We start from the raw sequence: 19,166 nt of genomic DNA, 5'->3' as shown, positions 1-19,166 counted from the left end.
TTCGAAGGAGAATGAAAATGATCAAGAAGCTCCTTATTGCTGCTGCTATCGCTGCAACTCCTGCGATGGCCTTTGCCCAGACGGATACAGCGCCGAAGGGCGGCGCGGTCGGCGGTGCAACCAGCGGGGCCGTGAGCGGCGCCGTCGGTGGCGCGGTTGTCGGCGGTCCGGTCGGTGCCGTTGTCGGCGGCGTCGGCGGCGCGGTGGTCGGTGCGATCATCGGCGACGCGACGACACCGCGCTTCCGCCAGTATGTCGTCGAGCAGCAGGTCCCGTCCTACACCTATGCCGAACCCGTTGCCGTCGGCACGGTCCTGCCGGAGCGGGGCGTGGTCTACCGCCAGGTGCCGACGGAATACGGCGCTCAGAACTATCGCTATACGGTCATCAACAACCGTGCCGTCCTGGTCGAGCCGCAGACTCGCCGCATCGTCCAGGTGATCGAATAACCGGTGATCGAAACGATCCGAAGGGCGACCTTATATCGAGACCCGGCCGCTCTYCAGATCGGGCCCGCTCCAGCAATGGGGCGGGCCTCAATCCATGCGTCAGCGCGTGCCGAACATGCGGTCGCCGGCATCGCCGAGGCCCGGCACGATATAGCCGTGCTCGTTTAGGCGCTCGTCGATCGCAGCCGTCCAGATGCGCACATCCGGGTGAGCACCGCGCAGGCGTGCGACCCCTTCCGGCGATGCCAGCAGGCAAACGAAGCGAAGGTCCTTGGCACCGCGCTCCTTCAGCCGATCCATCGCCGCCACGGCCGAGTTTGCCGTGGCCAGCATCGGGTCCATGACCACGATCATGCGGTCGGCAATGTCGGACGGGGCCTTGAAATAATACTCGACCGCCTGGAGCGTATCAGGATCGCGATAGAGCCCGATATGAGCGACGCGGGCAGCCGGGACGAGTTCCAGCATGCCATCGAGGAAGCCGACGCCGGCGCGCAGGATCGGCGCGAAGACCAGCTTCTTGCCGGCGATGATCGGCTGCATGCTCTTGGTCAGCGGCGTCTCTATCTCGATCAACTCGGTCGGCAGGTCGCGCGTGACCTCGTAGCAGAGCAGCATGCCGATCTCGTTCAGGAGCTGCCGGAAGCTCTTGGTCGAGCGATCCTTCTCCCGCATCAGCGTCAGCTTGTGCTGGACCAGCGGATGGTCGACCACGGTGACGCCGTCGGAATGCCTGGTCATACGCTCTACCCCTCATCGTTCTCATGAGCCCTCGCCCCAGGCGAAGGCTGCTGCTCACGGCAGCACGGTCTCAGAATACCGTGMCATCGCTGACGATGGTCAAGGGCGGCCCGCCATCCCCGCGTTTTTCTCGTGCGATGCGCCGTCCGGCAGCCCAGGTCCCACCCTCGAGGATCTTGGCGAGCGGGAGTTCGTCCCGCGAGCGATCAAGCCGCTCCCGAATGAGCACACCCAACTCATCGAGAAGGGCCACCGTGAGCGCCCGCCATTCGACCACGAGCGGCGACGCGACGTCGTGACTGCGCGCCGCATCATCCGCATGCTTGAGCGTGATCACGCCCACGTCGAGGAACAGCCCGCCATTGCGATACTCGGGCAGGCCGGTGAGATCATCGATATCGACGACGGTGATGCCGGCCCATTGCAGCGGTTCGATCAGCGAATAGGAGAGCCATTGCGAGAGCTTGTGGAACGGCACGAGTCCGGCCGTGGAGAGATCCGGAGCGATCAGCGGATGACGCCAGGTATCGCCCAGGGCAATTCCTGCGATCGTCAGTCGTGACGGCCAGATGCCGCCGAAGGTGCCAAGAACCTCGGCCAGGATGTGGGCGGCGCGGATCGAGCCGCCCGACGCCGTCTCGATGAAGYGATCGAAGAGGTCGCCCGGCCGTGTCAGGCCCTGGCGTTCGAGTTCCTCGCCGAGTCGGTTCAGCAATGCGGCCCGCCCTTCGAGCGCAAGCAGGGGATTGGCCGGTCCGGCCTGGAAACCGGCGGCGAGTGCCTCGGTGTCGAGCCGCTTCAGGGCCTCGGAATCGGCCCGTAGCGAGTCCGCCGCGTCGCTCGAGAACAGCCCCGCAGCGAACATGTCGAGCGAGGCGAGCGCCAGCCCTTCCGATCGGCTGATCGGCTTGCCCGTCACCCTGTCGTGATAACTCCAGGTGGGCCCCGCACCGGCATCGAGCAGAACGCTGACGACCGCGAGATCGTAGGCCGCGCGGCCGCGCGCTCCGGCATCTGGGAAATGCGCCCCGCGCTCAAGCATGCTCCAGCGATCCATGCCTCCGACCACGAAATGGCGCCAGCGCGCGTGGAAGGGGATGTCCAGCGTCGGATAATTTGCCCGGATCGTCTCGAGGACATAGTCCGCGCAGGCCGCCAGCCGCTCGGGATGCACGGAGAAATGCAGCAGGCGGCCCTCAAGGCCGAGCTGGAGCATTTCCTGCGCCCGCTCACGGATTGCGGCGGGCTTCAGGAGCCGGCGGACGGCCTCGGGGTCACGGTCGGACATGGCTGGCTGGTGCTCTCAGAACTTGTCGAGGTCGCGACCGACGGTCGCCTTCAGCGTGTTGTCGCCAGGCGTGCCCTCCGGCGAGTAGTAGCCGGCTGCCTTCTTGGCCTCGATCTCGACCGAGGCATCGGGCGGGATCAGCTCCGGCGGAATGGCAACGCGCTCGCCGATCTCGATGCCCGACTGCACCATGGCGTCGTATTTCATGTTCGACATCGACATCAACCGGTCGATGCGCGTGACACCGAGCCAATGCAGCACATCCGGCATCAATTGCTGGAAGCGGGCATCCTGCACGCCGGCAACGCATTCGGTGCGCTCGAAATAGGTCGCAGCGGAATCGCCACCCTCCTGGCGCTTGCGGGCATTGTAGACGAGGAACTTGGTGACCTCGCCAAGCGCCCTGCCCTCCTTGCGGTTGTAGACGATGAGGCCGACGCCGCCGCCTTGCGCCTCCTTCACCGCCTCCTCGATGCCATGCACGAGATAGGGCCGGCAGGTGCAGATATCGGAGCCGAAGACATCCGAGCCGTTGCATTCGTCATGGACACGGCAGGCAACCCTGCGCTTCGGATCGATGATCGCTGAGATATCGCCGATGACATAGCAGGTGATCGAGCCGATCGGCGGCAGGAAGACGTGCAGATCGGGCCGGGTGACGAGTTCGGGGTACATGCCGCCGGTCTGCTCGAACAGCGTGCGGCGCAATTCCTGCTCCGACGTACCGAAGCGCTCGGCAATGCCCGGCAGGTGCCAGACCGGGTCGATGGCGATCTTGGTGACGCTGATATCGCCGGACTTGTGCAGGATACCCTCATCGGCGGCGAGCCTGTGGCCAGCCATCGCAGCGAGAATCTCCGGCAGGTTCAGCCGCGCCTTGGTGATGGCGATGGTGGGCCGGATATCGACGCCCTCGGCAATCAGTCGCCCGAAATCCTGTGCGACCCGATGGCCGTAAGGGTCCAGCGAGACGATCTTGCCGGGTTCAGCCCATTGCGGCCGCGGCAGAATGTCGGTGGTCGGCTGCGTGTTCGTCAGGTCCGGGCGCTGCGACGGATTCATGGCGCGCGCCGAGATCGCAAGCGCACGATAGACCGAGTAGGAGCCGCCATGGGCTCCTATGACGTTGCGGTCAGCCGGGTTGGTGGTCGAGGCAATGACCGGGCCGCGCTCGACGGCGGTTTCCGCACCCCATCGGATCGGGAAGCGCGTCGCCGCACTGCCAGGCTCGGGATGCGACGTCAGGCGGATATGGGTGGTCCGGTTCTGCGAATTCATCGCGACGCTCTCGAATCGGAAAAGGGCCCATGACGGAGTCGTCCGGGCCCTTTTGACCGATAGGAGAGTGGATCAGTGCTCAGCGCACGTCAATCGACCCGCGCTGGCGCTCAGAAAACCGCGAGATAGCGCAGCAGCGAGATGATGCCGATGATGATGACGATGATCTGGACGATGTTCTTGATCTGGGCATCGAGCGGCAGCATGCGCACGAGATAAAGCACCAGACCGATCACCAGAATCGTGATCAGAAGCGAAATCAGAATACTCAGACCCATAGCCCACATCCTTTATCGCGGCCGCTTGCCGGCCCCCCGGAGGCCGTGCGCGAGGCGTTCGCGGCACGGTTTCTCTGCAGGACAGAACGTCGCAGGATGGGAATTGGTTCCGTTTCAGGGGCCGAGCGCCCGCTTATCCCGAGCTTTCACCGCCATTTTCGGCATAATCGGGACTGACCCGACCATGCCTGTCGCGAGGCGCGGATGCTCGCCGGAATGGCGAGCCGTGGGGCGCGCTAGCCTGCGATCCGCGAGAAATCCGCCACGGCGCGCGTCGCCTCGCGCAGCTGGTTGAGCAGCTTGAGACGGTTGGCGCGCAGGGCCGGATCGGGATCGTTGACCGTGACCTTGTCGAAGAAGGCATCGACCGAGGGCCTGAGCTCGGCCAGCGCAGCCATCGCACCTTCGAAATCCTCCTTGGCGACGGCAGCCTCGGCCTTCGGCGTCGCCTGGGCCAGTGCAACGGCGAGCCCCTTCTCCTCGATCAGGCCGGCATCGGCGATGAGCTGGAGATCGGCGGCAGCGGCAAAAGCGCCCTCGCCGTCCTTCTTCTCCTCGGCCTTGAGGATATTCGCCGCACGGCGATAACCGCTGAGCAGGTTCACGCCGTCCTCGGTGTCGAGGAAGCGGCTGAGCGCGTCGACGCGGCGGGTGATGAGCAGGAGATCGTCGCTGTTCGATGCGCCTTCGCCCAGCACGGCATCGACCAGGTCATGCCGCGCCCCGGCATCGCGGAGCACGACCTTCAGGCGGTCGTGGAAGAACGAGACGAGGTCTGGATCTGGGGCGACACCGGCGAGCGAGAGCCGTACCCCATTCTCGACAACCAGCCTGATCACACCCAGCGCCGCACGGCGCAGCGCGTAGGGATCCTTGCTCCCGGTCGGCTTCTCGTCGATGGCCCAGAAGCCGACCAGCGTATCGAGCTTGTCGGCCAGGGCGACGGCAACGGAGACCGGGTCCGTCGGCACACGATCGGACGGGCCGAGGGGCTTGTAGTGCTCTTCGATCGCTGCCGCGACAGAAGCGTTCTCGCCCTGCAGCTCGGCATATTTCCGGCCCATCAGCCCCTGCAATTCCGGGAACTCGCCGACCATCTCGGTCGGCAGATCGGCCTTGGCGAGTTTCGCCGCGCGTTCGGCGAGAGCGGGATCGGCACCGACGAGCGGCGCCAGCTCGCGAGCCAGCGCCGCGATGCGCTGCACGCGCGCGCCCTGCGTCCCAAGCTTGGCGTGGAAGACGACGCCGAGCTTGTCGAGCTTGGCCATGCGCTGGTCGAGCGGCTTGGCGAGGTCGAGGCCAAGTGTCCCGGCACTCTCCCTGAACGTGTCGAGATCGGGCAGCGAGCCCTTGTCCGTCGCAAAGAAATAGGCCGCGTCCGAGAGGCGCGCACGCACGACGCGGCCGTTGCCGGCGACGATTGCGCTGCCGCCATCGCTGGCGTTCAGGTTCGAGACCAGGATGAACTTGTTGGCGAGCGCCCCCGTCACCGGGTCACGCAGCACGAAGCATTTCTGGTTGGCGCGGATCGTGGCGCGGATCGCCTCGCCCGGAATCTCGAGGAAGCGCTCCTCGAAGGCGCCCATCAGCACGACCGGCCATTCGACGAGGCCGGCGACCTCCTCGAGCAGGCCTTCATCCTCGACGAGGTCCAGCCCCTGCGCGAAGGCGAGGTTCCGGGCGTCGGTGAGGATGATTTCCTTGCGCCGGTCGGCATCGAGCACGACCTTCGCCTTCTCCAGATGCGCGACATAATCGTCGAAACGCCTGACCGTTATGGCCTGGGGCGCATGGAAGCGGTGGCCATAGGTCGTGTTGCCAGAGGCAATGCCGTCGACCTCGAACCGGACCACCTCGGGCTCCTCGGTCTCCGGCCCGAAGGTGCAGAGGATCGAGTGGAGCGGGCGCACCCAGCGCAGGCTGGCGCCAGCGGCGGAGGCTTTGCCCCAGCGCATCGATTTCGGCCAAGGGAAGTTGCGAATCACGTGCGGGACGATCTCGGCGATGGCCGCGACCGTCTCCTGCCCCGGCTTCTCGATGATGGCGACGTAGGAATCGCCCTTCTTGGGGTCGCTGACGATGGTCGCCTGGTCGAGCGAGGCAAGCCCTGCCGCCTTCAGGAACCCTTGGACGGCGGCGTCGGGCGCGCCCACGCGCGGCCCCTTGCGCTCCTCGCGGATATCGCGGCCGCGCACCGGTAGTTCAGCGATGTGCAAGGCGAGGCGGCGCGGCGTCGCAAAGGCCCTGGCGCCCTCATAGACGAGGCCGCGTTCGACCAACGCATCGGTGACGAGTTTCTTGAGGTCTTCCGCCGCCTTGCGCTGCATGCGGGCGGGAATCTCTTCCGAGAAGAGTTCGAGCAGGAGATCGGGCATCAGTTCGCTCCCCCGCCGGCGGTCTTCAGCCAGGCCGCACCGCAGGCCTTGGACAGTTCACGCACGCGCAGGATGTAGCTCTGGCGCTCGGTGACCGAGATCACCCCGCGCGCATCGAGCAGGTTGAACATGTGGCTGGCCTTGATGCACTGGTCATAGGCCGGCAGCGCCAGCGAGTGGCGCGGATCATTGGCTCCCTCCCCGGCTTCGCCCGCGGCGAGCAGCGCCCGGCACTCGGCCTCGGCATCGTTGAAGTGGCGGAACAGCATCGCCGTGTCGGCATGTTCGAAATTATAGCGCGAGAATTCCTGCTCGGCCTGGAGGAAGACATCGCCGTAGCTGACGCGATCCTCACCCTCGAGCCCGTTGAAATTCAGATCCATGATGCGGTCGACGCCCTGCAGATAGCAGGCGAGACGTTCGAGCCCATAGGTCAGCTCTCCCGCGACAGGCGCGCATTCGACGCCGGCGACCTGCTGGAAATAGGTGAACTGACTCACCTCCATGCCGTCGCACCAGCACTCCCAGCCGAGCCCCCAGGCGCCCAGTGTCGGGCTCTCCCAATCGTCCTCGACGAAGCGGATATCGTGGAGCCCCATGTCGACGCCAATGGCCTGGAGCGAGTCGAGATAGAGCTGCTGCAGATCCGGCGGCGATGGCTTCAGAATGACCTGGAACTGGTAATAATGCTGCAGGCGGTTGGGGTTCTCGCCATAGCGGCCGTCCTTCGGCCGACGCGAAGGCTGGACATAGGCAGCCTTCCAGGGCTTGGGACCGAGCGCGCGCAGCGTCGTCGCCGGGTGGAACGTACCGGCGCCGACTTCCATGTCGTAGGGCTGCAGGACGACGCAACCGCGCTCCGCCCAGAAGCGCTGCAAGGTCAGCAGCAGGCCCTGGAACGAGCGGGTCGGGTTCATCGGATCGGAGACGGGAGCACCGGCCAAGAGCTTGAGCCTTCCAGACAATCTAAGAATAGCGGCGTGCTTAGGGGCAGCCACGGCGCGCGGTCAAGCATTCCGCGCATGACCATGGAACCGACGCGGACAGCATTCGTTCATGATCGGCGGGATAATCTCCGCAGCAACCGTACAGTCCGCGGCGTTCGGGGCGAGCGCTCGAGACGGGCCGGCGGCGTCAGCCAGCAGGAGTAGCTTAATGCTGTCATCACGTTTCATTGCCGCTCTCTTCGGAGCGCTCACCCTCATGTTCGCGGCCTTCACCGTCGCCCCCGCAACGGCCGCACCGGTCAGCACCGGCACGATGCAGACGACGCAGGCTCCGACTGATCTGGTCCAGCAGGCGCAGTACTATGGCCCGCGTCCCTATTATGGCCCGCGCCGCCCGTATTACGGCCGCCCGGTCTATCGTCCGCGCTGCTTCTACAGTAACCGCCGCGTCTGGAACGGCTATCGCTGGGTGATGCGTTCGGTGCGCGTCTGCCGCTGATCGCGGCGTGAATTGTGGCTGCCATGTGGCGGTCCGATGAAGGATAGCTGAACGGCGCGGTGTCGCGCCGTTCAGTTTTTGAGCGTTAGCATCTTCACCGAATTGGTGTTCGACCGCGCGGCAAGGGCCGCGGGCGCCAGGCAGGGGAGAGAATCCACGCCATGCTTCGCAAAGCTTTTCTCGGTGTCGCGGCAGCGGTMAGCCTCGGCGGCGGCGTCATCGCCAGCGCCCCGGCCTCGGCCTAGGTCGTCACCCTCGGCTTGAGTGCAGCCGCGCAGGCGGATCATGGCTACGAGCAGGTCCAGTACGGCTATGGCCCGGGTTGGGGCCCGCGCCCCTATTACGGTCGGCCCTATTATGGCGGTCCGCAGCCCTATTACGGCTATGGCGGTCCGTATTACCGCCCGCGCTGCTTTTTCCGCCCGTTCCGTTATTGGGATGGCTCGCGCTGGGTCGTGCAGCAGCAGCGGATCTGCCGCTGATCTCACCGTCCGTGATTGCATCGGCTTTCCCGAGAGCGGTGATCCACTTTTCGGGCCGGTGATCTAACCTTCTGTGTTCGCATCGGCTTTCCCGAAAACCGCAATCCACTTTTCGGGCCGATGCTTTAGCCGAGCAGTGCCCGGCCACGGTGAACCGCTTCGCTGAGTTCGGTGAAGCGGCCATCAGGCCCGTTCAAGACAAAGGCCGGCAGCAGCGCTGCCGGCTTTCTGCTGTTCAGCGTCGCCGTGACGATGATGCGAATCGCCGGCCGGTCGGCCGAGGCGTGCACGGGGCGGATGGCCACGCCACCAAAGCCGGTTTCCAGCCCATTCAGAATAGCCCCCAGCGCCTCGGCCCGATGAATGATCGCGACGCGTCCGCGCGGCTTGAGCAGCCGGCGCGCTGCCTTCAACCAGATTTCGAACGGCTGATCGGCGACATGCGCCGTTCGCCGGTTGCTCACTGGCGACGCCTTCACCGTATCGTCTACAAAGAAGGGCGGGTTCATTGCCACGCAGGCGAAACCTGCTGGCACAAGGCTGGCTTCGGCACCGGCCCCGACATCGGCCGCAACGAGCCTGACCCGATCGCCGAAGCCGTTCAGGACGATGTTCTGCTCGGCCAGCGCCGCAAGGCGGGGATGCCGCTCGATCAACGTGACCGTCAGCTCCGGCCGAAGCATCGCCGCGGCCAGACCGACCGTCCCGACGCCAGCGCCGAAATCGGCCAGCGGGCCTGTCTCGTCTTCCGACAACGCCGCAGCGAGCAGAATCGCGTCCGTGCCGGCACGATGCCCCTTCTTCGGCTGACGAAGAATCAGACGGCCATCGAGCAATCGATCCTCGACGATCTCGCCGAGATCCGTCTCCGAATCACTCATCGCGCAGCTCGGCGCCGAACCCCGCCTCGATCAAAAGCGCGCGGGCCCTTCGGCGATCCACCTCGCGCACGAGCAGGCGCCTCTGGAAGGCTCCGGTCATGCCCTCAAGCGCGCTCATGTGCTGGTCGGCGATCAGACAATCGAGATTGGCGGATGCGAGCAGCGCCTCGATGGCGCCAAGCAGGACAAGGTCATTGGTACGGACGAGTTCGTGCATTGTGTCATGGAGACGAAGGCAGGGTCTGCGCGCAAGCCATTTTCGGCCCTGGACTCGCGGGTGCGGCGTCAAAGTGCGATTGCGGGGGCTGGCCACCCATGCAACGGTTGTGGCAATGCAACAAAGCTGAAATCGGCCGGAGTGAGCAGCGTGGGCGTCGTCGTACCCTTCGAGGACAAGGAACAGGGACAGGCCAGCATCGAGGGTCTCGTGGGCCTGACACGCACCGACATGGAGCGCGTCAATGCGATGATCCTGTCGCGCACCGGCTCGGACGTCACCATGATCCCCGAGGTCGCCAACCACCTGATCTCGTCGGGCGGCAAGCGCCTGCGGCCGATGCTGACGCTCGCCACGGCCGCGCTCTGCGGCTATCGGGGCGAGGGTCATGTCAAGCTCGCGGCCAGCGTCGAGTTCATGCACACCGCCACGCTGCTTCATGACGACGTCGTCGACGAGAGCGACATGCGCCGTGGCAAGCTCGCGGCCCGGATGGTCTGGGGCAATGAAGCGAGCGTGCTCGTCGGTGACTTCCTGCTCGGACAGGCTTTCAAGATGATGGTCGAGGTCGGCTCGCTCCGCGCGCTCGATATTCTCTCCACCGCAGCCGCCGTCATCGCCGAAGGTGAGGTGATGCAACTCGCCGCGGCCAAGAACACAGCCACGACCGAGGACGAGTACCTCGCCGTCATCCGCGGCAAGACCGCGGAGCTGTTCGCGGCGGCCTGCGAAGTCGGGCCGGTGATCGCCGAATCACCCAAGGCCGATGCTGCCGCCTGCCGCAGCTATGGGCTCAATCTCGGCATCGCCTTCCAGCTCATCGACGACGCGCTTGATTATGGCGGCGTCGCGAACAAGCTCGGCAAGAACACCGGCGACGATTTCCGCGAGGGCAAGATCACCCTGCCGGTCGTGCTCTCCTTCCGGCGCGGCGACGAGACCGAACGCGCCTTCTGGCGCCGCACGCTGCAGGATGGCGAGATCAAGGACGGCGATCTCGAGGAGGCGCAGGCGATCATGCGCCGTCACCGTTCCCTCGACGATACGATCGAGCGGGCCCAGCACTACGCCAAGATGGCGAAGGATGCGCTCGGCCTCTTCCCCTCATCGCCGATGAAGCAGGCGCTGAACGAGACGGTCGATTTCTGCGTGGCGCGGGCGTACTGAGCGTGRCGCGGGCGCACTGAGCAGCCCGCGGACCTCATCTCAGCAGGGTCGGCTTGATCCACCAATCCGGCCGCTCATCCGCCAGCAGCTTCGCAKCGGCAGCGCTCTGCCGGCAATCGTCGAACAGGGCAAAGCAGGTCGCGCCCGAGCCTGACATTCTGCCGAKCCGGTAACCCGGCAGCCGGGACAGCCGCTGCAGGACGTCGGTGATGATCGGCGCGACCTGAGCCGCCGGGGCTTCGAGATCGTTGCCGGTCCGATGCAGCGCCGCAAGCAGGTCCGGGGCAGCAGCGAAGCGCTCCGCCGCACCGATGCCCGATTCCACTGCGGCCGGGCAAGATTGCCCCTGCGCAAGTCCGAGCGTACGGAAAACGTCTGCGGTGCCGACGGCGACATTCGGGTTGACCAGAATGGCGAAGAGCGGCGGCAGGCACAGTGCGGGGCCGAGGCGCTCGCCAATCCCGGCCATGATGCGAGCGCGCGACTCGAGGCAGACCAGGACATCGGCGCCAACCCTGATGGCAGCGCGCTGCAGCTGAGGCGAGGCAGGCGAGAGCCCGTTCAGCCTTGCCAGCAGACGCAAGGTTGCTGCCGCGTCAGCCGAGCCTCCGCCAATGCCGGAGGCGACCGGCAGACGCTTGACGAGGTGGAAATGTCCGGTTCGCAGTCCGGGGAGCTCGTCTGCCAGCGCCTGCACGGCACGGAGAACCAGATTCCCATCATCCGCGACAAGACTGGTGCCTTGCGGACCACCGATCGTCAGGCCGAGGCCTGAAGCCGGTTCCAGCGCCAGCGAATCACCGACACTGGCGAAGGCGACGAGGCTCTTCAGCTCGTGATAGCCATCGGCGCGACGGCCGAGGATTTTCAGATCGAGATTGACCTTGGCGCGAGCGCGGGTCGTCAGCGCAACAGGCACGCGAGGTCCGTCACCGCATCACAATGCATCGGTCAGCCGCCATCCGCCTTCGGCTCGGCGGCATTGGCCGACGGGGCCTCCTCCAGCCCCTTCTCGATCTTGTGCTTGATCTTGACCAGATCCTCGGGCTCCGGGCTGAGATCGCGGGCGGCGTTCCACTGAAAGACCGCCTCCAGCTTGCGGTCGACGCGCCAATAGACATCGCCGAGATGATCGTTGATCACCGGATCGGAGGGCCGCAGCTCCATCGCGCGCTCGAGTTCGCGGGTCGCCTCGGTATAGCGGCCGAGCCGGTAGTAAGCCCAGCCGAGCGAATCGGTGATGTAGCCGTCACGCGGGCGCAGTTCGACGGCCCGGCGCAGCATGCCCAGCGCTTCATCGAGCTTGAGATGCTGATCGACCAGGGAATAGCCGAGATAGTTGAGCACCAGCGCCCGCTCGCGCCCCAGCGCCTCCGGCATCAGTTCGAGGGCCTTGCGCAGATCCTCCTCGGCCTCCGCCCAGCGCTTGATGCGCTCGCGGGCAATGCCACGGAAGTAATAAAGGTCCCAGTTCGAGCGGCCCGGCGAAGCGAGCTTCGCGATCGCCTTGTCATAGGTGTCGGCAGCCTCGGCGAAGCGCTTGCGTGAGCGGTAGACATTGCCGAGCGCCGAGAGCGCGTCGACATCGTCAGGACGCGCTGCGATCAGCGCTTCGAGATGCTTCACCGCCTCGTCCGACTTGCCAAGCGCTTCCAGCGCCAGACCGGACTGGATCTCGGCATTGGAGGCCAGCGGCGAACCCGGCGGCATGCGGTTGTAGACCGTCACCGCATCATCGAGCTGCTTGGCCCGCTCCAGGATGTCGCCGAGCGTCAGGACGGCGAGATCGTGATTGGGGTCGAGATAGAGGGCGAGCCTGAGATAGAGCAGTGCAGCGGCCTCGTCTCCCTGGCGGTTCCCCGCGCTGGCGAGGCCGTAGAGCACTTCGGCTGCACCCTGCTGCGCCGTAGCGACCGAGCGGGCAAGCGGCTCCTTGGCGGCGACCCGGGTCAATCCGTCACGCACGATGGGGTGATTCGGCAGGAGCCTGTCGAAGGCGCCATAGGTTGCCGCAGCTCCTTCGAAATCGCCGGAGCGGGTCTGGAAGCGAGCCCAGAGATCGACGAGACGCAGCGTCGTCTTCTCGGCCTCATAGGCCGCCTTGAGCCTGCGCTCGGAATCCGCCTTGCGGCCGGCGATATCGAGGATCAGGCCGGCATGATAGTCGCGGAAGAGATTGTAGGAAGGCTCGCCCTTGAGCCGCTCGAGCGTCTCGAGCGCGCGGTTGGTCTGGCCGGAGCCGGCATAGGACCATGCGGACAGCAAGGTCGCCGTGATGTCGGCGGAACGCCCGCGCCCGCCGCGCTGCAGGTGATTGCGCGCCGTCTGATACTGTTTCTGCTTGATGGCGCGAATGCCGATCGCGAGCTGCGCCAGCCCGTTGCTCGGGTCGCGCTGCACCAGCTTCTCGGCGGCGCGGAACGCGTCATCCATGGAGCCATCGGCCAGGAAGGCGACGAAACCACGCTCCAGCAGATCGTTGTTCTTCGGATCGCCCTTGATCGCCTCCCGCAGGAAGACCGAGGCCGCGCCAAGGTCTCGGCCGGCACCGGCCACGATCGCGGCCAGATAGTTGCCTTCAAGGCTTTCGGCAGGCTCAAGCGGCTCGGTGGTGCGGGTCGGCGTATTGGTTTGCGTGGTGGCCTGCGCAGCGGCCCCGGCATGAAGCGCGACAAACAAGGCCAAGGCCAATGTCGCGCCGGCCCCTCGGCCGTTCATTCGAAACGTCACGACTGCTATTCTCCCTCGGTCCGCTGCCTCGTGTGGCACAGGGGCTGGGTCCATTCAGCGCGACCGTGACCGCTTCGCATAGGCGCGCAAGATGGCCGTTTCCGGGCGCCCCGGCAAGCCGCAAAGCCGGCGCAGATCGCCTCCGTAGCAAGGATGCAACAACCACTGCAATCACGTCGTGCAGCGCACAAATTCAATCACGTCACGCTGCAGTTCGGCACGCCATCACCATTGCAGCTGCATCTCTCGGCTCTGTGGCGACGATTCGCCCAGGATCATCCCAGGGAGACGATCGTTCGCTCGGTCGCCGCGATCATCGACCGCACCTCGCCGGGGCCAAGTGACCATTTCGGCAGGACAAGCCGCCGCCCTGGCAGGGCGCGGCCTCCTTATCGCACCGGTCACCGTCGCCGACTCATCACATGTTCGAGTAACCCGGGCCACCGCCGCCCTCAGGCACCACCCAGGTGATGTTCTGGGCGGGATCCTTGATGTCGCATGTCTTGCAGTGCACGCAGTTCTGCGCGTTGATGACGAAGCGCGGATCGCTCTTCGTCTCGTTGTCCTTGTAGACGATCTCGTAGACGCCGGCCGGGCAATAGAGCCGGGCGGGCTCGCCATACAGCGGCAGATTCTTCGCCACAGGAATGGCGGGGTCGGTCAGCTTCAGATGGGCGGGCTGGTCTTCCTCGTGATTGGTCGAGGACAGGAACACCGACGACAGCTTGTCGAAGGAGAGCTTGCCGTCCGGCTTGGGATAGGTGATCGGCGTCACCTCGCTCAGTGGCTTCAGCGTCGCGTAATCCGGCTTGCCATGCTTGAGCGTGCCGAAAGGCGACCAGCCGAAGAGCTGGTTCAGCCACATGTCGATGCCGCCGAGCACAACACCGCCGATCGTCCCGAATTTCGACCAGAGCGGCTTGACGTTGCGGACCGGCTTGAGGTCGCGGCCGATCGGAGACGCGCGCCAGCTGGTTTCGATCTCGCTGACTTCGTCATGCGCGCGTCCCGCCGCCAGCGCCGGCACGAGATGCTCGGCCGCCAGCATTCCGGACAGGATCGCGTTGTGGCTGCCCTTGATGCGCGGCACGTTGACGAAGCCGGCCGCGCAGCCGACCAATGCCCCGCCCGGGAAGCTGAGTTTCGGCACGGATTGCCAGCCACCTTCGGTGATGGCGCGCGCGCCGTAGGACAGGCGCTTGCCGCCCTCGAAGACGTCCCGGATCATCGGGTGCGTCTTGAAGCGCTGGAACTCGTCGAAGGGCGAGAGTGTCGGGTTCTCGTAGTTGAGATGCACGACGAAGCCGACGGTGACGAGATTGTCGTCGAAATGATAGAGGAACGAGCCGCCACCGGTCTTGCCGTCGAGCGGCCAGCCGAAGGAGTGCTGCACCCGGCCCTTGTGGAACTTCTCCGGCTTGACCTGCCAGATCTCCTTGAGGCCGATGCCGTATTTCTGGGGCTCACGATCCTTGTCGAGACCAAAGCGCTGGATCGCGATCTTGGACAGCGAGCCGCGCGCTCCTTCGCCGAGCAGCGTATAGCGCCCGCGCAGCTCCATGCCGCGGGTGAAGCGTTCGGAGACCGTGCCGTCCTTGGCGATCCCCATGTCGCCCGTGGCGACACCAGTGACGGCGCCCTTCTCATCGAAGAGAAGCTCAGCGGCCGCGAAGCCCGGATAGATCTCGACACCCAGCGCCTCGGCGCGGGTCGCCAGATAGCGCGTCACCAGCCCGAGCGAGCCGACGAAATTGCCGTGATTGTTCATCAGCTTCGGCATGCCGAAATTCGGCAGCCGGATTCCGTTCGGCTCGGTCAAGAAATAGAAGATGTCCTCGCTGACTTCCGTGGTCAGCGGGCGTGCCTCGTCCTGCCGCCAGTCAGGCAACAGCGCGTCGAGACCAATCGGATCGATAACCGCGCCCGAGAGGATATGGGCGCCGACCTCCGCCCCCTTCTCGACCACGACCACCGAGATGGCCTCGTCGAGCTGCTTCAGGCGAATGGCGGCTGCGAGACCAGCGGGACCTGCGCCGACGATGACGACGTCATAGTCCATGCTCTCGCGCGGGGTGCTTTGCGCTTCCTCGAGTTCCATCCTGCCCTCCGCCAACAACTTTCGCCTCGACAGCGATAGTTTATATATGAACGATCACACTCTCTGGCTCAAGCCAAACCGAAACCAGATTGGAACCCCTCTATCCGAGCCCACGTTCCAATTTGCAACCGCGTTTGACCGCTCTGGCGAGCACGCGGAGCCGGGACAGCCGCCCGACAGGTGTCGCGAAGCCGCGCCGGACCGTGCTAAGACGCCGGGATGATCCCTGCTGGCCACGATCCCGTCGAACTCATTGCCTGGTACGCCGAGATGGGCGTCACCGAGATGCTCGACGAGACGCCGCATGACCATTTCGCCGAATCCGCACAGGCCGCCGAAGCTGCCGCCACGCAGCCTGCAGCACGCCGCAATCCTCTGCGTGCCGTTCCTGCCGCGCGCGTCATCGCGGCCGACGCAACGGCGCCCGACGAGGCCATGCAGAGCGCGCGCCTGCTGGCCGGGCAGGCCAAGACGCTCGACGAATTGAAGGAGGCACTGGCCAGCTTCGAGGGCTGCGCGCTCAAGGCGACCGCGAAGAATCTCGTCTTCGCCGACGGCAATCCGGAGGGGCGCGTGATGTTCGTCGGCGAGGCCCCCGGCGCCGATGAAGACAGGCTCGGCCTGCCCTTCGTCGGGCGCTCCGGCCAGTTGCTCGACCGGATGCTGGCGGCTATCGGCCTCAACCGGCAGGAACATGTCTACATCGCCAATCTTCTGCCCTGGCGTCCGCCCGGCAACCGCACGCCGACGCCGCAGGAGGTCGCGATCTGCCTGCCGTTCATTCAGCGGCAGATCGAACTCGCCAATCCCGATATCCTCGTCTGCATCGGCGGCCCCTCTGCCCAGGGCCTGCTCGGCTTCACCGGCATCCTCGCCTCGCGCGGCAAGTGGACCGAGTACGATATGGGCACAAGGCGCATCCGCGCCCTCGCCACGCTTCACCCCGCCTATCTGTTGCGCCAGCCCCTGCAGAAACGCCTCGCCTGGCGCGACATGCGGGCGCTCAGGACAGCGCTCGACGCAGCCAGCTAAAGTATTCGCCTGCGACAACGCAGCCCTGCCTCTGCGACATTCCGGCCCCTCGCGCAGTTTCGGATTTGACTAAATTGCCGCGCAGCGACGATGCTGTGCGGGCAGAGTCGTTTCAAGCCGCTCGTGCGGCGTGCCGGCCGGAGCCTTGCGATGGAAATCGACGCTTTTCTGCTTTCGCGTATTCAATTTGCTTTCACGGTTTCCTTCCACATCGTCTTCCCCGCCTTCACCATCGGGCTTTCCGCCTATATCGCGACATTGCTCGGCCTCTGGCTGAAGACCGGCGACGACAAGTTTCACCTGCTCGCCCGGTTCTGGACCAAGATCTTTGCGGTCTCCTTCGCGATGGGCGTCGTTTCGGGCATCGTGCTGTCCTACCAGTTCGGCACGAACTGGAGCCGGTTCTCGACGGTGGTCGGCAACGTCATCGGTCCACTGATCGGCTACGAGGTTCTGAGCGCCTTCTTCCTCGAGGCCTCCTTCCTCGGCGTCATGCTGTTCGGCTGGAAGCGCGTTCCGCCCTGGCTGCATTTCCTGTCCGCGGTGATCGTCGCCGCCGGAACGGCCTTGTCGGGGTTCTGGATTCTCTCGGCCAATAGCTGGATGCAGTATCCGACCGGCCACGAGATGCGCGACGGCATCGCCTATCCGGTCGACTGGCTGCAGATCATCTTCAATCCGACCTTCCCCTTGCGCTTCATGCACATGATGACGGCGGCCTATCTGACCACCGCCTTCGTGGTGCTGGCGACGGGAGCGCGCCATCTCCTGGCCGGGACGAGCATCGAGCCTGCCAGGACGATGGTGCGAATGGCGATCCTGATGATCGCCCTGACGGCTCCGATCCAGGCCATCATCGGCCACCAGCACGGCGAGGACACGGCGAAATACCAGCCGGCGAAGCTCGCAGCGATCGAAGCGCATTGGGATTCGTCGAAGCCCGGCGCTCTGGTTCTCTTCGCCTGGCCCGACGAGAAGGCCGGCATCAACCGCTACGAAATCGCGATTCCCGGGCTCGCCAGCCTCGTGACCCATGGCAGCATGAGCGCTCTCTTTCCCGGCCTGAATGATTTCGCGCCGCAGGACCGGCCGCCCGTCAAGATTCCCTTCTTCGCCTTCCGGCTGATGGTCGGCATCGGCTTCCTGATGATCGGCTTCGGCTGGCTCGGTGCCTATCTCTGGTCACGTGGCAAGGTGTTCGAAGCACGACGTTGGCTCTGGCTGGCGCAATACACCTGGCCACTCGGTTTCGTCGCCATCCTCGCCGGCTGGTTCGTGACCGAGGTCGGGCGCCAGCCCTGGCTCGCAACGGGTGTGCTGCGTTCGGTCGACTCCGTCTCGCCGGTGACGGCGATGCAGGTCGCAATCTCGCTCGCGCTCTTCGTCTGCGTCTATTCCGTGGTCTTTGCGGCCGGGATCCTGCTGATGAACCGGTTGATCGACAAGGGCCCCGACGCTCTCCTCGCCACGGACCCACCGGAGCAGCCTTCGCAGCGGACGCTCAAGGCGACGCAGGATGACGCCTCTGTGCTGTTCGGCGACGGGCATCCCGGCGACGACAAGATCCAGCCGGCGAATTGAGGGGAGAGCTGAGATGGAATGGTATCTCCCCGTCATCTGGGCCGTCCTGATCGGTACTGCCGTGATGCTCTATGTCGTGCTCGACGGTTTCGACCTCGGCATCGCGATCCTCTTCCCGACGACCAGGGACGAGGGCGAACGCGACCAGATGATGAACTCGGTCGCGCCCTTCTGGGACGGTAACGAAACCTGGCTCGTGCTCGGCGGCGGCGGCCTCTGGGTCGCCTTTCCGACCGCCTACGCCATCATCATGCCGGCCTTCTACACACCGATCATCCTGATGCTGCTGGCGCTGATCTTCCGCGGGGTCGCCTTCGAATTCCGCTGGGTCGCCAAGCCGCATCACAGGAAATGGGACATTGCCTTCTGGCTCGGCTCGACCCTTGCGGCCTTCGCTCAGGGCCTCGTGCTCGGTGGCTTGATCCAGGGCATCACCGTGAGCAACCGCGAGTTTGCCGGCGGCCCCTTCGACTGGCTGACGCCGTTCTCGGTGATGTGCGGGGTCGGCGTCGTCGTCGGCTACGCGCTGCTCGGCGCGACCTGGCTCGTCTTCAAGACGGAAGGTGCCGTCGCGGACAGGGCACGGCGCCAGGCGAAATGGCTCCTGCTCGGTCTGATGGCTTTCGCTGTGATCGTCTCGCTGTGGACGCCCTACGCACATCCGCGCATCGCCGAACGCTGGTTCACGCCGTCCAACCTGCTGCTGCTCTGGCCATTCCCGGTCCTGACGGCGTTCTGCGGCTATATGGTCTGGAAGCGGCTGCACGGGCAGCACGAATTCACACCCTTTGCCTTCACCATCGCGATCTTCCTGCTCTGCTTCCTGGGACTCGCGATCTCGAACTATCCCTATCTGGTGCCCCCGAGCCTGACGATCTGGGATGTGGCCGCAGCGCCGTCCTCCCATATCTTCGTCCTGATCGGCGTCTGCTTCCTGCTGCCGATGATCCTGTTCTACACGGCCTTCGTCTACTGGACCTTCCGCGGCAAGGTGAGGGCCGACAGCGGCTATCACTGAGGTAACAGGAAGAACCTGGGGAACCACCCGCGCGCGAGCCGGTTGACGAATAGCTTGAGTTCCGGGCCTCTCTCCACGAGATTGCTCGGGACTAGACGGGGACTC

Annotated in this window: 18 protein-coding genes; 7 read left to right on the top strand and 11 right to left on the bottom strand. The window is 65.3% G+C overall.

The features are described 5' to 3' along the window. Nucleotides 1-17: 17 nt before the first annotated feature. Nucleotides 18-449 carry a DUF1236 domain-containing protein gene (locus tag AC1DRP_RS06865; RefSeq protein WP_441506469.1) on the top strand — a complete coding sequence of 144 codons (432 nt, stop codon included), beginning with the start codon at nt 18-20 and terminating at the stop codon, nt 447-449. Nucleotides 450-548: 99 nt separating this feature from the next. Here the strand turns inward: AC1DRP_RS06865 and upp are convergent, their stop codons facing one another. The 6 genes from upp to AC1DRP_RS06835 form a co-directional block, all read right to left on the bottom strand. After that, complete coding sequence (gene upp, locus AC1DRP_RS06860; protein ID WP_441506468.1) at nt 549-1,190, bottom strand: uracil phosphoribosyltransferase; 642 nt, start codon at nt 1,188-1,190, stop codon at nt 549-551. 70 nt (nt 1,191-1,260) lie between these two features. Then, entirely contained in the window at nt 1,261-2,478 is a 1,218-nt protein-coding gene (locus tag AC1DRP_RS06855; protein WP_476768154.1) for a URC4/urg3 family protein, read from the bottom strand. A 15-nt stretch (nt 2,479-2,493) separates the two neighbouring features. Next, the gene (locus AC1DRP_RS06850) at nt 2,494-3,756 is read right to left on the bottom strand and encodes a GTP cyclohydrolase II (protein ID WP_441506466.1); all 1,263 of its coding nucleotides are present in this window, start codon (nt 3,754-3,756) and stop codon (nt 2,494-2,496) included. A gap of 110 nt (nt 3,757-3,866) precedes the next feature. Further along, nucleotides 3,867-4,034: a Thivi_2564 family membrane protein gene (locus AC1DRP_RS06845; protein WP_441488940.1), complete on the bottom strand. Its 168-nt coding sequence runs from the start codon at nt 4,032-4,034 to the stop codon at nt 3,867-3,869. A 236-nt stretch (nt 4,035-4,270) separates the two neighbouring features. After that, nucleotides 4,271-6,409, bottom strand: coding sequence for a glycine--tRNA ligase subunit beta (gene glyS / locus AC1DRP_RS06840; protein WP_441506465.1), 2,139 nt, complete (start codon nt 6,407-6,409; stop codon nt 4,271-4,273). Beyond that, a complete protein-coding gene (locus AC1DRP_RS06835) occupies nt 6,409-7,326 on the bottom strand; it encodes a glycine--tRNA ligase subunit alpha (protein WP_069882152.1) in 918 nt (305 codons plus the stop codon). The genes glyS and AC1DRP_RS06835 overlap by 1 nt, the downstream gene beginning before the upstream one ends. A gap of 238 nt (nt 7,327-7,564) precedes the next feature. Here AC1DRP_RS06835 and AC1DRP_RS06830 point away from each other — a divergent pair, with 238 nt between their 5' ends. Beyond that, nucleotides 7,565-7,855, top strand: a complete 291-nt coding sequence (locus tag AC1DRP_RS06830; RefSeq protein WP_441488938.1) for a hypothetical protein — start codon at nt 7,565-7,567, stop codon at nt 7,853-7,855. Between the two features lie 260 nt (nt 7,856-8,115). Then, nucleotides 8,116-8,337 (top strand): hypothetical protein, encoded by a 222-nt coding sequence (locus AC1DRP_RS06825; protein ID WP_476768153.1) that lies wholly within the window; start codon nt 8,116-8,118, stop codon nt 8,335-8,337. A 125-nt stretch (nt 8,338-8,462) separates the two neighbouring features. Here the strand turns inward: AC1DRP_RS06825 and AC1DRP_RS06820 are convergent, their stop codons facing one another. Further along, the gene (locus tag AC1DRP_RS06820) at nt 8,463-9,218 is read right to left on the bottom strand and encodes a tRNA1(Val) (adenine(37)-N6)-methyltransferase (RefSeq protein WP_441506463.1); all 756 of its coding nucleotides are present in this window, start codon (nt 9,216-9,218) and stop codon (nt 8,463-8,465) included. Next, nucleotides 9,211-9,435, bottom strand: coding sequence for a putative signal transducing protein (locus AC1DRP_RS06815; protein ID WP_069877466.1), 225 nt, complete (start codon nt 9,433-9,435; stop codon nt 9,211-9,213). The genes AC1DRP_RS06820 and AC1DRP_RS06815 overlap by 8 nt, the downstream gene beginning before the upstream one ends. A 150-nt stretch (nt 9,436-9,585) precedes the next feature. Here AC1DRP_RS06815 and AC1DRP_RS06810 point away from each other — a divergent pair, with 150 nt between their 5' ends. Then, nucleotides 9,586-10,602, top strand: a complete 1,017-nt coding sequence (locus AC1DRP_RS06810) for a polyprenyl synthetase family protein (RefSeq protein WP_441506462.1) — start codon at nt 9,586-9,588, stop codon at nt 10,600-10,602. A 34-nt stretch (nt 10,603-10,636) separates the two neighbouring features. Here the strand turns inward: AC1DRP_RS06810 and AC1DRP_RS06805 are convergent, their stop codons facing one another. From AC1DRP_RS06805 to AC1DRP_RS06795, 3 genes are all read right to left on the bottom strand, one after another. After that, nucleotides 10,637-11,521 carry a 4-(cytidine 5'-diphospho)-2-C-methyl-D-erythritol kinase gene (locus AC1DRP_RS06805; RefSeq protein ID WP_476768152.1) on the bottom strand — a complete coding sequence of 295 codons (885 nt, stop codon included), beginning with the start codon at nt 11,519-11,521 and terminating at the stop codon, nt 10,637-10,639. Between the two features lie 32 nt (nt 11,522-11,553). Continuing rightward, the gene (locus tag AC1DRP_RS06800; RefSeq protein WP_476768151.1) at nt 11,554-13,332 is read right to left on the bottom strand and encodes a tetratricopeptide repeat protein; all 1,779 of its coding nucleotides are present in this window, start codon (nt 13,330-13,332) and stop codon (nt 11,554-11,556) included. Between the two features lie 418 nt (nt 13,333-13,750). After that, a complete protein-coding gene (locus tag AC1DRP_RS06795) occupies nt 13,751-15,430 on the bottom strand; it encodes an electron transfer flavoprotein-ubiquinone oxidoreductase (protein ID WP_441506460.1) in 1,680 nt (559 codons plus the stop codon). Between the two features lie 219 nt (nt 15,431-15,649). Between AC1DRP_RS06795 and AC1DRP_RS06790 the strand changes: the two genes are divergently transcribed. The 3 genes from AC1DRP_RS06790 to cydB all read left to right on the top strand — a co-directional run bounded on the left by AC1DRP_RS06790 (nt 15,650) and on the right by cydB (nt 19,061). Next, nucleotides 15,650-16,462, top strand: a complete 813-nt coding sequence (locus AC1DRP_RS06790) for a uracil-DNA glycosylase (protein WP_441506459.1) — start codon at nt 15,650-15,652, stop codon at nt 16,460-16,462. A gap of 150 nt (nt 16,463-16,612) precedes the next feature. Further along, complete coding sequence (locus AC1DRP_RS06785; RefSeq protein WP_476768150.1) at nt 16,613-18,043, top strand: cytochrome ubiquinol oxidase subunit I; 1,431 nt, start codon at nt 16,613-16,615, stop codon at nt 18,041-18,043. 13 nt (nt 18,044-18,056) lie between these two features. After that, nucleotides 18,057-19,061 carry a cytochrome d ubiquinol oxidase subunit II gene (cydB, locus tag AC1DRP_RS06780; protein WP_441506457.1) on the top strand — a complete coding sequence of 335 codons (1,005 nt, stop codon included), beginning with the start codon at nt 18,057-18,059 and terminating at the stop codon, nt 19,059-19,061. The last annotated feature ends 105 nt before the right edge of the window (nt 19,062-19,166 follow it).

This window comes from Allobosea sp. 01N443 (assembly GCF_056399325.1).
The sequence above is the reverse complement of the archived record's forward strand: the minus strand, read 5'-3'. Positions and strand labels throughout refer to the sequence as shown.

Bases quoted from the DNA above. Each gene is read 5' to 3' on its own strand.
- AC1DRP_RS06865 (WP_441506469.1), top strand. From the start codon at position 18: ATGATCAAGAAGCTCCTTATTGCTGCTGCTATCGCTGCAACTCCTGCG.
- upp (WP_441506468.1), bottom strand. From the start codon at position 1,190: ATGACCAGGCATTCCGACGGCGTCACCGTGGTCGACCATCCGCTGGTC.
- AC1DRP_RS06850 (WP_441506466.1), bottom strand. From the start codon at position 3,756: ATGAATTCGCAGAACCGGACCACCCATATCCGCCTGACGTCGCATCCC.
- AC1DRP_RS06845 (WP_441488940.1), bottom strand. From the start codon at position 4,034: ATGGGTCTGAGTATTCTGATTTCGCTTCTGATCACGATTCTGGTGATC.
- glyS (WP_441506465.1), bottom strand. From the start codon at position 6,409: ATGCCCGATCTCCTGCTCGAACTCTTCTCGGAAGAGATTCCCGCCCGC.
- AC1DRP_RS06835 (WP_069882152.1), bottom strand. From the start codon at position 7,326: ATGAACCCGACCCGCTCGTTCCAGGGCCTGCTGCTGACCTTGCAGCGC.
- AC1DRP_RS06830 (WP_441488938.1), top strand. From the start codon at position 7,565: ATGCTGTCATCACGTTTCATTGCCGCTCTCTTCGGAGCGCTCACCCTC.
- AC1DRP_RS06820 (WP_441506463.1), bottom strand. From the start codon at position 9,218: ATGAGTGATTCGGAGACGGATCTCGGCGAGATCGTCGAGGATCGATTG.
- AC1DRP_RS06815 (WP_069877466.1), bottom strand. From the start codon at position 9,435: ATGCACGAACTCGTCCGTACCAATGACCTTGTCCTGCTTGGCGCCATC.
- AC1DRP_RS06795 (WP_441506460.1), bottom strand. From the start codon at position 15,430: ATGGAACTCGAGGAAGCGCAAAGCACCCCGCGCGAGAGCATGGACTAT.
- AC1DRP_RS06790 (WP_441506459.1), top strand. From the start codon at position 15,650: ATGATCCCTGCTGGCCACGATCCCGTCGAACTCATTGCCTGGTACGCC.
- AC1DRP_RS06785 (WP_476768150.1), top strand. From the start codon at position 16,613: ATGGAAATCGACGCTTTTCTGCTTTCGCGTATTCAATTTGCTTTCACG.
- cydB (WP_441506457.1), top strand. From the start codon at position 18,057: ATGGAATGGTATCTCCCCGTCATCTGGGCCGTCCTGATCGGTACTGCC.